Raw genomic sequence first — 12278 nt, forward strand, 5'->3', positions numbered from 1 at the left:
GGATACGGGGGCGGGCCGGGGCGGGGTCAGGCGGCGTCGTGGACCAGACCGAGGCCGGACAGCGCGGCCGAGCCGTACGCCCCCTCGACCATGGCCTCGACCTCGAACCGGACGCGTTCGGTGGGCGGGTAGCCGATCAGCTCGGCGGCCCGGTGCGGCGGCAACTGCTGCTGGTCGCGGGCCTCCGCCGACTCCCACAGCATGACCGCGCCCCAGCGGTTGCCGGGCCGGTCGGAGATCCAGAACTTCAGGCGCAGCCCCTTCACCGAAGTCCAGGGCGGCACCCCCTCGTCACGCAGATACTCCCGCAGCGAGTCGATGGTCTGCTCGGATTCGGTCAGGTCCCACCAGGCGATGGTGACGATCACGCGCGTAGCACCTCTTCCATATGTGTGGCCCAGATGTGCCGCCCGTCGCGGGTGAGCACGGATTCGGCGTGGAACTGCATCGAGACGAAGTGGGGCCCGCGCAGGGCGTGCACCTCGCCGCTCCCGGCGTCCCGGCTGACCTCGACGGGTCCGGACTCGGGGTGGTGGAAGGCGTCCTGGCCGCAGCGGGCGGCGAAGGCGTTGTAGAAACCGGCGAGCACATGGGTGCCGAAGAGATCGATCTCGCGCCGGGTGCCCTGGTTGCAGACCTCGCAGCGGAGCACGTCCAGACCGAGCCGGCGGCTGAGCACCTGGTGGCTGAGGCAGACCGCGAGGAAGGGGAGCCGCCGGGCCAGCAGGGTGCCGATCGCGGTGTGCAGATGGGCGATCCGGGGGTCGCCGGTGTCATTGGGGTCGCCGGGTCCCGGGCCCATGACGACCAGGTCGTGGGCGTCGAAGGAGTACGGCTCGTCGAAGCGGGCCACCGTCACCCGGGTGCCCAGGGAACGGAGCTGATGGGCGATCATCGCGGTGAAGGTGTCCTCGGCGTCGACGACGAGGACGCGCCGCCCGGCCGGACCGGACAACGGCTTACCACGCGCCCCGCCCCCGGAGAGCGCCCCTTCGCCGGAGCGCGCCCCGCCAACGGAAAACGCCGAAGACGCCTCGTCCCCGGAGAACGCCTCGCCCCAGGCGGGCTTCTCCGCCCCCGCCAGCCAGAACCCCGCGAGGTCCTCGTTCCGGCTCTCCAGGGCCGACCGTACGGCCGGATGGTCCCCGAGCCGTACGGCCGTCCCGGCCGCCGGCGGGGCCGGTTCCTCCTGTGCCGTCGCCTCGGCGCGCTCCCGCCGGACGCCTTCCAGCGCGGAGAGCAGACCCGCCGCCTTCGCCCTGGTCTCGGCCGCCTCGGAGAGCGGATCGGAGTGCCGTACGAGAGTGGCGCCCACCCCGATGCTCACCCGGCCGGCGCGGTCGATGTCCGCGGTACGGATCAGGATGGCCGAGTCCAGCGACCGTCGGCCGCCCTCGCGGCCGATCAGGGCCATGACACCGCTGTAGTAGCCGCGCCCGCCCGGCTCGTACCGGCCGATCACCCGGCACGCGCTCTCCAGCGGGCTCCCGGTGACCGTCGGAGCGAACAGGGTCTCGCGGAGGATCTCCTGCGGCTCCCGGCCGGAGCGGCCCTCGATGAGGTACTCGGTGTGCGCGAGCCGGGCCATCTCCTTGAGCCGCGGCCCCACGACCCGGCCGCCGGTGTCGCAGATCCGGGCCATCATCTTCAGCTCTTCGTCCAGCACCATGTACAGCTCGTCGCTCTCCTTCTCGTCGGAGAGGAACTCCAGGACGTCGGAGAGCACGGGCCCGCCGGGCGGATAGCGGTAGGTGCCGCTGACCGGGTTCATCACCGCCGTGCCCCCACGCAGGCTGATGTGCCGCTCGGGGGTGGCGCCGACGAAGGTACGGGTGCCGGTGTGCGCGATGAAGGTCCAGTACGCGCCCGACTCCCGCTCGCAGAGCCGGCGGAAGAAGGCCAGCGCGGCGGCGGGACCGTACCCCTCGATCTCGCTGATGAATGACCGCTTGATGACGAAGTTGGCGCCCTCGCCGCTGCCGATCTCCTCGGTGACGACCCTGCGGACGATCTCCGCGTAGTCGTCGTCGGCGACATCGAACCGGCCGTTCACCAGGTGGATCGGGACCTCGGGGATCCGCGCCAGCGCCTCGGCCAGCGGGACCACGGCCTGGTCCGTCACCGTCAGCGCGAGCAGCGGCGATCCGTCGTCGACGGTGGCGAAGCCGCGCTCGGCGATCTGCCGGTACGGGATGATGACGAGGACGTCCTGGCCGTCGCCCCCGGAGTCGTCCGGTACGGGCACGCCGGCGAGGGAGTCCGGCTCCGAGAGATCCCCGAGCAGTACGTCCAGCAGGCCGGGGCCGGTCGTCTCCGGGCGGTGGAGCAGCGCGAAGGGCGGCGGCTGCGCGGCCAGCACCGCGGCCAGCGGATCCGCGCTCATGCCAGCACCTGTCTGTGGGTGACCACCATGGCGCAGCGCGCCGCCGCGTACTCCATGGTCATCCGGTGGTCGCGCCGGGAGAAGTCCCCGATGGCGTCGGCGACGAGGAACGTCTCGATGTCGTTGGTGAACGCCTCGACCGCGCTGGCCAGGACGCCGATGTGCCCGTACACCCCGCAGATGACGAGCTGGTCGCGGTTCCGCGCGCGCATCCACTCCAGCAGATCGGAGCGGTGGAAGGCGCTGTAGCGCCATTTGGTGAGCTGCCGGTCGGCGGGGCCCGGCGCGAGCGGCTCCACCACCTGCCGGTCGGCGGGGTCGGTGCGCATCCCGGGGCCCCAGAAGTCCTTGATGAGGCCGCGCTCTTCGTCGGTCATCCCGCCGGGCTGCGCGGTGTACGCGACCGGCACCCCCAGCGCGCGGCAGCGGTCGCGCAGCGACGCCGCGTTGCTCACCAGGTCCTCCCGCAGCGGCTCGGGGAACGGCCGCAGGAAGTACCTCTGCATGTCGTGGACCAGCAGCACGGCACGCCGGGGGTCGGCGACCCAGCGTGCGGTGTTGGCCGGCAGACCGGCGGCGGTGGGTAAGGCGTACGGCGCTATGGGGGGAATGCCGGACATGATTGTTTCTCTCCTTGGCGAAGGGATGGATCCCGTCCGGGAAGGTCGTGGCGCACGGTCGACAGGGGTGAGCGCCGGTGTGCGGCGGGCCGGGTGGGGGCGCTATACGGAGTGGGGGGTGTTCCGGGCCAGTTGCTCGGCGACGGCCCGCCAGCCCCTGGCGTACTCCATCGCGGCGCTGGCGATGGTGTGGCGGCGGTGGGCGGGGACGCAGTTGGCGAGGGTCGCCCAGGTCTCACCGCTGAGGGCGTGGGCCTCCATCAGACGCAGCAGGGTGCGCCCGCTCTCGCTGTAGCGGAGCGAGGGGTCGGTACGGAGACGCTGGACCACGGCGGCGCGGTCCGGCGGTTCCTGGCCGGGGCCCGTGCCGGTGTGCGGGTCGTCGGGTCCTGGCCGCGGGGGCGGCTCGGCGGTCCATCCCGCGTCGTCGGGCTCCCGTCCGGCCGGTTCCTCGTCGCACAGGAGACGGCTGCGGACGGACCGGGCGGTCTCGGGCGAGATGCCCACGGCCTTGGCGATCTGACGGAGCGACAGTTCCGGGTTGCGCAGGATCAGTTCGGACGCCAGCCGGCGCTTCTCCCCCGCGTCGGCGGGCCGTACGCGCCCGTCGAGACCGATGCGGCTGTCCGGCCTGCGCGTTGTGGCGGCGGGGTGCTTACGGCGCACCTCGGCGACGGTCTTCGCGGACAGCCCGGTGACGGAGGCGATTAATCGGTCGGACCACTGGGGGTGGGAGGCGATGATGCGTGCCGTGGCCGCCTTGCGGTCGGCCGCGGAGAGCGGCAGCCCGCCCGCGAGGTTCGCCTGGACGGCGAGGACGAACGCCTCGGCCTCGTCGCCCTCGAACATCCGGGCGGTGATGAACTCCTGCTTGCGCAGCTCGGCGGCGCGCAGCCGGTGCAGCCCGTCGACCACCCGCATGGTCTGCCGGTGCACGACGATCGGCGGGAATTCGCCCAGGGCTCCGGCCAGCATCCGGATGTGCTCCGGGTTCTCCCCGGTGGTGCGCGGCGTGTCGGCGATCACCAAGGACCCGATGACCACCTTTACCGCCGGCCCCAGCATTTTCCGCCGCCGTCCCGGAATCGCACCCCTGCGTTCATAGGGAAGCCCGCTCTCCCTTTCAAGAGGGCCGGCCGCTGAATTCTTCACCATCTATACCCCAACCATCGCAAGGAAATTAAATAAGCCTCCGATGAAGAGCCGCCGCCACACTAGGTACCGATTGTCGAGAACGTCAATATCACAAAAGTCGCAGACCGCGTGGCGCCGTTCGGGTCCGCGAGAGAAAGTACCCGAGAAAGCCCCGTCCAACTGGGGATTTTCCCCGGCTGGACGCTCTGCGGGGAGCCTGGATAATCCCTCAAGAACCGCTCAAGAACCCGCACTCTGGACAGGTTCAGGGGCACAGTGATAAAAGAATTCAAGCAGCCAGGAGGCGGGTATCGCCTCCCGCTTTTCGGACGCATTTCATTCCCCATACTTCATGAGGCCACTTCGTGAGGCCGCGTTCCCGCACCACCGCACCGCCACAGAGCCACAGAAGTGAGTCCTTTACCAGGAGTGAGTCCTTATGTGTGGTATCGCCGGCTGGGTCTCCTATGACTCCGATCTCACCACTCGCCATGACGTCCTGAACGCGATGACGGCCACCATGGCCTGCCGGGGCCCGGACGACTCCGGGGTCTGGGTCCGCCCCCACGCGGGACTCGGCCACCGGCGTCTCGCGGTCATCGATCTCGTCGGCGGCCGGCAGCCGATGGAGGTGCGGACGCCGGGCGGCACGATCTCCCTCGTCTACACCGGCGAGGTCTACAACTTCACCGAGCTGCGCGCCGAACTGGAGGGCAAGGGGCACCACTTCAGGACCGCCAGCGACACCGAGGTCGTACTGCTGGGCTATCTGGAGTGGGGCGAGAGCCTGCCCGAGCACCTCAACGGCATGTTCGCGTTCGCCATCTGGGACGAGCGCGAGAACAAGCTGGTCATGGTCCGTGACCGGCTGGGCGTCAAGCCGCTCTACTACTACCCGACCCCCGACGGTGTCCTGTTCGGCTCCGAGCCCAAGGCGATCCTCGCCAACCCCCTGGCCCGTCCGGCCGTCGACACCGCGGGGCTGCGCGAGCTGATCGGGTTCACCATGGCTCCCGGCTGGGCGCTGTGGAAGGACATGCGCGAGGTCGAGGCGGCCACCGTCGTCACCGTCGACGCGCGGGGCATCCGTACCCGTACGTACTGGTCGCTGGAGGCCAGGGAGCACACCGACGACCTGGCGACGACGCTGACCAGGGTCGGTGCGCTGATGACCGACATCGTGCACCGCCAGCTCGTCGCCGACGTGCCCCAGTGCGTGCTGCTCTCCGGCGGCCTGGACTCCAGCGTGGTCACCGGCCTCGCGGCGGCCCGGCTGGCCGCCCGTGGCGAGCGGCTGCGGACCTTCTCGGTGGACTTCGCCAACCGCGAGGAGACCTTCCGGGCCGATGCCAACTGGGACAGCCCGGACACCCCGTACATCCGGGATGTCGTGGACCTGGTCGGTTCCGACCACCGCTTCGTCACCCTCAGCCCGGACGAGCTGACCGATCCCGAACTGCGCCGCGCGGTGATCACGGCGCGCGACATGCCGGTCGGCTTCGGCGAGACGGACACCTCGCTGTATCTGCTGTTCAAGGCGATCCGGGCGGAGTCGACGGTGGCCCTGTCCGGCGAGTCCTCGGACGAGGTGTTCGGCGGGTACCGCTGGTTCCACGACCCCGAGGCCGTGAAGGCGGAGACCTTCCCCTGGCTCGCTTTCCAGAGCCCGATGAGCCACGGGCGCTCGGCCCCGTTCCGCCCGGAGGTGCGCGGCGCCCTCGATCTCGACACGTATGTACCCGACCAGTACGCGACCGCGGTCGCGGCCGTCGGCCATCTCGCCGGGGACGACGAGCACGAGCGGCGGATGCGGACGATCGGCAATCTCCATCTGACCCGGTTCGTCCGGATGCTGCTGGACCGCAAGGACCGGGTGTCGATGGCGGTCGGGCTGGAGGTGCGCGTGCCGTTCTGTGACCACCGGCTGGTTGAGTACGTGTACAACGCCCCCTGGTCGCTGAAGTCCTTCGACGGCCGGGAGAAGAGCCTGCTGCGGCACGCCACCGCCCATGTGGTGCCGGAGTCGGTACGGGGCCGGCGGAAGAGCCCGTACCCGTCCACCCAGGACCCGGGGTACGGGGCGGCCCTCCAGCAGCAGGCGAAGGAGGTGCTGGCCGACGACGGTCACCCGGTGTTCACCCTGATCGACCGGGCGTGGCTGACCGAGGCGGTCGGGCGGGACGTCACGATGCCCAGCGGCGACCGGCGCGGGCTGGAGCGCGTGCTGGACTTCTACCACTGGTTCGACCTCTACCGGCCGGAGATCATCCTGGACTGACCCGAGGGCCCTGCCCCGTCCGGACCGTGCGGACCGTGCGGCCGTGACGGCCGTTCGAACCGTTCGGACCGGGGGACAGGGCCGACCGGCCCCTGGCCTCCGGTGCCCGGCGCACCGAGGCTGGGGGTGGACGGACCGTAGGAGGCACCATGCACCGCGCCCCGCGCATCGTGAGCGACGTGATGACGCACACCGTGGTCGCGGTCGGCCCCCGGGCCGGGTTCAAGGAGATCGTCGGGGCCATGGAGCGGTGGAAGGTCAGCGCCGTGCCGGTGCTGACCGGCGACGGCCGGGTGGCCGGGGTGATCTCCGAGGCCGATCTGCTGCCCAAGGAGGAGTTCCGGGACGCGGACCCGAGCCGGATGGAGCAGATGCGGCGCCTCGGCGATCTGCGCAAGGCCGGGGCGGCGACCGCCGACGAACTGATGAGCGCCCCCGCGGTCACGGTCCGTGAGGACGCCACTCTCGCCCAGGCGGCCAGGACGATGGCCAGGGGGCGGCTGAAGCGGCTCCCCGTGGTGGACGCCTCGGGAATGCTCCGGGGCATCGTCAGCCGCTGCGACCTGCTGAAGGTGTTCCTCCGCCCGGACGAGGACCTCGCCGAGGAGATACGGACGGAGATCGTCGACCGTCTCTTCCTGCTGTCCCAAAACACCGTGGACGTCTCGGTCGAGGACGGGATGGTGACCCTCAGCGGCCGGGTCCGGGACACGGCGCTCGTACCGCTGGCGGCCCGGCTGGTAAGGGCGGTCGAAGGGGTCGTGGATGTCGAGTGGGCCCTGCCGGAGCCCGGAACCCGGCGACCGGAACCCCCGGTGGCATGAGGTGGGGCCCGTTCGGCCCTGTTGTGCGTGCGCGTTCCGGAGTAAGGATCGGGAAGTGGTGGCCCGGACGACTGTCCGGACCGGTGGGAGGGGACCTCGACGCGGAGGAGAGATATGGATGAGGCACACGGCTTCTCGCCGCAGAAGCCGATCCGGGTGTTCCTGCTCGACGACCACGAGGTCGTACGGCGCGGAGTGCAGGATCTGCTCGACGCCGAGCCGGACATCGAGGTGGTCGGCGACGCCGGATCCATCGCCCAGGCCATGGCCCGGGGACCGGCCCTGCGCCCGGACGTCGCGATCCTGGACGTACGGCTTCCGGACGGCGACGGGATCTCGGTCTGCCGGGACCTGCGCTCGCGGATGCCGGCGCTGGCCTGCCTGATGCTCACCTCGTTCGACGACGACGACGCCCTCCTCGACGCGATCATGGCCGGGGCGGCCGGATACGTACTGAAGGAGATCAAGGGAGCGGATCTGGTGGCGGCGGTGCGTACGGTCGCGTCCGGCCGGTCCATGCTCGATCCGGCGACGACGACCCGGCTGATGAGCAGCCTGCGCGGCGGCGGCACCGAGGAGGAGCCGGAGACCGACGCGCTGGCCGAACTCTCGCCCCGCGAGCGCGAGATCCTCGTCCTGATCGGGGAGGGCCTGACCAACCGGGAGATCGGAAAGCGGCTGTTCCTGTCCGAGAAGACGGTCAAGAACCATATCTCGCGGCTGCTGGCCAAGCTGGGTGTGGAGCGCCGCATCCAGGCCGCGGTCCTCGCCACCCAGGCCGGTCCGTACCACGACGGCGCCGGCTACTGACGGAGTCGTCGTGGTACGGACGCCGCTGAGGCGCTCTCCCTAGTCCGGGGGACCGCAGGACACGCGGGACAGGGGGTCAGGCCGCCGGGGTCACCGCGCGGCGGGACAGCTCCGGGGGGTCATCGCAGGCTGATCGGTACTGACCATACGAGACGCGTCCCGCCGCCGTGTTCCGGAGGGCCGAGCGTCATCGTGCCGCCCAGGCCCTCCGCCCGCCGGGCCAGATTGTCCAGCCCGCTTCTGGGCCGGTCCGGTGGGATTCCGGTCCCGTTGTCCGAGACCGTGAGCGTGAGCCGGCTGTCCCGTACGACGAGTGAAACTTCCGCGCCCGTGGCGTGCGCGTGCCGGGCGACATTGCTCAGCGCCTCCCCCAGGACGGCCACCACATGCTCGGCGACGTCCGTCGGGACATCGGTGTCGATGAGCCCCTCCATCCGCAGGGACGGAGTGAAACCGAGGGCGCGTACGGCACGCTCCACCGCCATGGTGACCCGGACCCGCAGCCCCTGGCGGGTGCGTCCGGCCTCATGGGCACGCAGCCCGAAGATGGTGGAGCGGATGATCTTGATCGTCTCGTCGAGGTCGTCCACCGCGCGCAGCAGCCGGTCGCGGGCGGCCGGGTGCTCGACGAACCGTACGGTGCTCTGCAAGGTCATGCCGGTGGCGAAGAGCCGCTGGATGGCCAGATCGTGCAGATCACGGGCGATCCGGTCACGGTCCTCCAGGAGGGTGAGCTGCTCGGCCGACTGCCGTCGGCCGGCCAGTTCCATCGCGATCGCGGCCTGTCCCGCGAAGGCCAGCAGCGGAGCGGTCTCGGCCTGGGTGAACGCGGATCTCCCCTGCTTCCGGCCCATCAGCAGCACTCCCCGTACCCCCTCCCCGGCGCCCATGGGTACCGCGACGGCGGGCCCGAGAGCGCGCCACGGGGGCGGGCGGTGCATCGTGACCCGCGGGTCGGTCTGGATATCGGGGCTGAGCAGGGGCTCTCCGGCGTACAGGGCCGCGCCGACGAACGATCCCTCCCGGGGGAGCACCAGTCCTTGGTACACCTCCGCGCCCACCCCGGTGGCAAGCGCCAGCCGCATCGTCTTCCCGCCGTCGCCGGGCAGCGCCAGCACGCCCAGGTCGGCGGAGAGGATGCGGCGCGCGTGGTCGACGATCAGCGGGAGAACCTGCCGCTCGTCCGCCCCGGACAGCAGGCTGGCGATGACGTCCGCGTTGGCCTCCTGCCAGCGCTGCCGGTTGCGGACGCTCTCGTACAGCCGCGCGTTCTCGATGGCGACCCCGGCCGCGGCGGCGAGGGTGGCCAGGACGGTCTCGTCCTCGTCGTCGAAGTCCTTGCCACCGCGTTTCTCGGTCAGGTAGAGGTTGCCGAACACCTCGTCGCGCACCCGGATCGGCACTCCGAGGAAGGAGTGCATCGGCGGGTGCCCGGGCGGGAAGCCGTACGAGGCCGGGTGGTCGGACAGTTCGGAGAGACGCAGGGACTCGGGGCGCCGGATGAGTTCGCCGAGGATTCCATGGCCCTCGGGGAGATGGCCGATCGCAGCGGTCTGCTCCTTGGACACGCCGACCGGCAGGAACTCGGAGAGCAGGGGCTCCTCCCCGATGACACCGAGGGCGCCGTACTCGGCGTCCACAAGGGTCACCGCCGCCTGCACGATGTGCCGCAACACTTGGGGCAGATCCAGCTCACGCCCGACCTTGAGCACAGCTTCGAGCAGGCTGTGCACGGACTCGGGAGCCCCCCTCTGGACCGCCTCCAGATGGGCCTGCAACTCCTCCGGCAGGACGTCCAGCCGCCTCGGCGTGTCGTCCGCCACCCGCTTGTTCCCGTCGTCGCCCACGGTCCGTTCCTCCGTCAGGCCCACGCGTCGGCCCACAACCGGCGGTACTTCCACGGTAACGGCTCGCGGAAGGCGGGCATCCCGAAAAGGCCACTGGCTCGTACGGTCCGGAAGTCCCGGCCGTACGGAAGGGCGGGCGTACGGGAAGGGGCAGGGCGCATGGGAGGGGCAGGCGTACGAGCGGCTCAGGCCGTGCCGGGATTCACCGGACACGGCCGGCCCACGGGTCAGTCGTGCGGGACGACCGCCACCGGGCAGGGCGCGTGGTGCACCGCCGCCGACAGTACGTGCCCGACCCGCGGCGAGAGCGGCGGCCGCTTCCTGCGGCGGCCGACGACCAGCAGTCCGGCGCCCGCCGCGCCCCGGACGACCGCCCGGGCCGCGCTCTCCGACCACACCGTGTCGACCACGCGTACGTCGGGGAACTTCTCACGCCAGGGGCGCAGCGCCTCGGCCAGTTCCCGCCGCGCGTCCTCGGCGGCCCGCCCGGCCACCGTCCCCGAGCGGTACGGATCGTCGGCGCCGCCATGCGTGAAGGCGGGCGGCGGGAGGTTCCTGCCGTGGACGGCCCGCAGGGTGACCCCGCGCCGGGCAGCGCTGTCGAAGGCGAACTCGATCAGCGCGTCGCACGGGCCGTGCAGGCTCAGCCCCATCACCACATCGCGCCCCTCCACCACATCACGGTCGTCCGTCACTGCCGTGACCTCCTCCCGGGCGCGTACGAGCACCGAGGGACCGTCGGCCCGCGCCACCACATGGAGAGCGATGTCGCCGAGGAAGTAGCTGGCCAGGGGTGCCATGTCCCGCGAACCGAGGACCAGCACCTCCGACTCCCCGGCCGCCGTCAGCAGCGCGCTCACCGGGTCCTGGGCGACCAGGTCCTCGACGACGGGCAGATCGGGGCGGTGCTCGGTGACGGTACGGAGGGCCTCGGCCATGATCCGCTCGGCCCAGTAGTTCTGATCGCTCTCCCGGATCTCCGTCCGCGTGGACTCTTCCGGCCCGACGGACAGCAGCACCCACGCGTGCAGCAGGCGCAGTGTCGCGTGCCGCAGCTCCGCCTCCCTGGCCGCCCAGCGGACGGCGAAAAGGGACTCGGGGGTCCCGTCCAGCCCGACAGTGACGACCGGTGTCATATGTCCTCACTCCCTCCACGGCATTCCTGCCGTACCTCCGGTGCCGTACCTCCAGCGTCCGCGCCGACGCCGCCGGGCGGCATGAGCCACTCGGCCCCTTGGCCGGTCTCCGACGGCCCGCGCCGCGACAGCGCGCCCGAAAGACAGGACGCTGGAAGAGGCGGCCCGGCGCCCGTCCGGCGGCGTCCGGCAGCCGCCCGGCGGCGCATCCGGACAGCGGAGCATCCGGGCAGCCGCGTACTCGGACAGCCGGGCAGGAGGAGGCGAGGCTGCGATGGAGGCGATGGGGCTTCCCCTGGTCGTGGGAGTGGACGGCTCCGAGGGCAGCGGTCAGGCGGTCGAGTGGGCGGCGGCCGAGGCCGACCGCTCCTGCCTGCCCCTGCGGCTGGTGTACGCCTCCCTCTGGGAGCACTACGAAGGCATACGGAGCGAGCCCGGCACCGACCGCCCCTACGAGGAGGTCCTGGCCGAGGACCTCCTCGCAGCCGCCGAGGAGCGCGCGCACCGGATCGCCGCCGATGTGAAGGTCTCTACCGCCATCCAGCCCGAGGACCCGGTGACCGCGCTTCTGCGAGAGGCCCTGGACGCGTCCTTTCTGGTGCTGGGGCCGCACGGGCACGGCCCGGTCGCCGGTCTGCTCCTGGGATCCGTGAGCCTGGCCGTCGCGGCGCGGGCCCCCTGTCCCGTGATCGTGGCCCGCGGCGAGGAGCCGAACCTGTTGTCGGCGCTCCGGCGCGTGGCCGTCGGCGTCGGGGACGGTCCCGGGAGTGCCGCCGCCGTACGGTTCGCCTTCCGCGAGGCGCGGTGGCGCGGCTGCGAACTGCTGGCCGTACGCGCCTGGCACCTCCCCGCGCACGAGACCCTGCCGCATCCGCTGACCGGCGCGGACCGCGCCAGGGCGCATCGGCGTGAGGCGGGCGAGTCCGCCGACCGGGTCATGGGGCTCGTCAGCGGGAAGTACCCGGAGGTCGCCGCCCGGCGAAGGCTCGTACCGGGTCCGGTGCATCAGGTCCTGCTGGACGAGTCGGCCGGCGCGGATCTGCTGGTGGTGGGCGCGGAGCGGCGGCATCCGGTCGTCGGCCTCCCGCTCGGGCGGGTCCATCACGCCGTGCTGCGCCATTCCGCCTGCCCGGTCGCGATCGTCCCGGTGCGGGGCTGACCGGCGAGGCCCGGTACGGCCGTACCCGCCGCCCGGGACTCACCCACCCCACCGCCTGGGACTCCTGTCCCTTATACACCTCTCCGA

At 71.6% G+C, this 12278-nt stretch carries 10 protein-coding genes; 4 read left to right on the top strand and 6 right to left on the bottom strand.

Translation table 11 applies throughout. The annotated features are described in order from the left end of the window. Positions 1–26: 26 nt before the first annotated feature. The 4 genes from WH07_RS12650 to WH07_RS12665 form a co-directional block, all read right to left on the bottom strand. Positions 27–368 (bottom strand): hypothetical protein, encoded by a 342-nt coding sequence (locus WH07_RS12650; protein ID WP_046499611.1) that lies wholly within the window; start codon positions 366–368, stop codon positions 27–29. After that, the gene (locus WH07_RS12655; protein WP_046499614.1) at positions 365–2383 is read right to left on the bottom strand and encodes an anthranilate synthase family protein; all 2019 of its coding nucleotides are present in this window, start codon (positions 2381–2383) and stop codon (positions 365–367) included. The genes WH07_RS12650 and WH07_RS12655 overlap by 4 nt, the downstream gene beginning before the upstream one ends. After that, a complete protein-coding gene (locus WH07_RS12660; RefSeq protein WP_046499616.1) occupies positions 2380–3003 on the bottom strand; it encodes an isochorismatase family protein in 624 nt (207 codons plus the stop codon). The genes WH07_RS12655 and WH07_RS12660 overlap by 4 nt, the downstream gene beginning before the upstream one ends. Before the next feature lie 102 nt (positions 3004–3105). Next, the gene (locus WH07_RS12665; protein WP_232788846.1) at positions 3106–4029 is read right to left on the bottom strand and encodes a ParB/RepB/Spo0J family partition protein; all 924 of its coding nucleotides are present in this window, start codon (positions 4027–4029) and stop codon (positions 3106–3108) included. Between the two features lie 547 nt (positions 4030–4576). Here WH07_RS12665 and asnB point away from each other — a divergent pair. The 3 genes from asnB to WH07_RS12680 all read left to right on the top strand — a co-directional run bounded on the left by asnB (position 4577) and on the right by WH07_RS12680 (position 8049). Next, complete coding sequence (gene asnB, locus WH07_RS12670; RefSeq protein ID WP_046499618.1) at positions 4577–6415, top strand: asparagine synthase (glutamine-hydrolyzing); 1839 nt, start codon at positions 4577–4579, stop codon at positions 6413–6415. A gap of 149 nt (positions 6416–6564) precedes the next feature. Then, positions 6565–7239, top strand: a complete 675-nt coding sequence (locus WH07_RS12675; protein ID WP_046499619.1) for a CBS domain-containing protein — start codon at positions 6565–6567, stop codon at positions 7237–7239. Between the two features lie 114 nt (positions 7240–7353). After that, positions 7354–8049, top strand: coding sequence for a response regulator (locus WH07_RS12680; RefSeq protein WP_046499621.1), 696 nt, complete (start codon positions 7354–7356; stop codon positions 8047–8049). 119 nt (positions 8050–8168) lie between these two features. On the opposite strand, the gene WH07_RS12685 is transcribed toward WH07_RS12680, so the two are convergent. Together WH07_RS12685 and WH07_RS12690 are read right to left on the bottom strand one after the other, a co-directional pair. Then, positions 8169–9896 carry a GAF domain-containing sensor histidine kinase gene (locus WH07_RS12685; protein WP_052744347.1) on the bottom strand — a complete coding sequence of 576 codons (1728 nt, stop codon included), beginning with the start codon at positions 9894–9896 and terminating at the stop codon, positions 8169–8171. Between the two features lie 227 nt (positions 9897–10123). Continuing rightward, positions 10124–11032 carry a universal stress protein gene (locus WH07_RS12690; RefSeq protein ID WP_046499623.1) on the bottom strand — a complete coding sequence of 303 codons (909 nt, stop codon included), beginning with the start codon at positions 11030–11032 and terminating at the stop codon, positions 10124–10126. A gap of 274 nt (positions 11033–11306) precedes the next feature. Between WH07_RS12690 and WH07_RS12695 the strand changes: the two genes are divergently transcribed. Then, positions 11307–12191 (top strand): universal stress protein, encoded by an 885-nt coding sequence (locus WH07_RS12695; protein WP_046499625.1) that lies wholly within the window; start codon positions 11307–11309, stop codon positions 12189–12191. Positions 12192–12278: the final 87 nt, after the last annotated feature.

Origin of the sequence: Streptomyces odonnellii (assembly GCF_000981895.1) — a bacterium.
Lineage (GTDB): Bacteria > Actinomycetota > Actinomycetes > Streptomycetales > Streptomycetaceae > Streptomyces > Streptomyces odonnellii.

Bases quoted from the DNA above. Each gene is read 5' to 3' on its own strand.
- WH07_RS12655 (WP_046499614.1), bottom strand. From the start codon at position 2,383: ATGAGCGCGGATCCGCTGGCCGCGGTGCTGGCCGCGCAGCCGCCGCCC.
- WH07_RS12660 (WP_046499616.1), bottom strand. From the start codon at position 3,003: ATGTCCGGCATTCCCCCCATAGCGCCGTACGCCTTACCCACCGCCGCC.
- asnB (WP_046499618.1), top strand. From the start codon at position 4,577: ATGTGTGGTATCGCCGGCTGGGTCTCCTATGACTCCGATCTCACCACT.
- WH07_RS12675 (WP_046499619.1), top strand. From the start codon at position 6,565: ATGCACCGCGCCCCGCGCATCGTGAGCGACGTGATGACGCACACCGTG.
- WH07_RS12680 (WP_046499621.1), top strand. From the start codon at position 7,354: ATGGATGAGGCACACGGCTTCTCGCCGCAGAAGCCGATCCGGGTGTTC.
- WH07_RS12690 (WP_046499623.1), bottom strand. From the start codon at position 11,032: ATGACACCGGTCGTCACTGTCGGGCTGGACGGGACCCCCGAGTCCCTT.
- WH07_RS12695 (WP_046499625.1), top strand. From the start codon at position 11,307: ATGGAGGCGATGGGGCTTCCCCTGGTCGTGGGAGTGGACGGCTCCGAG.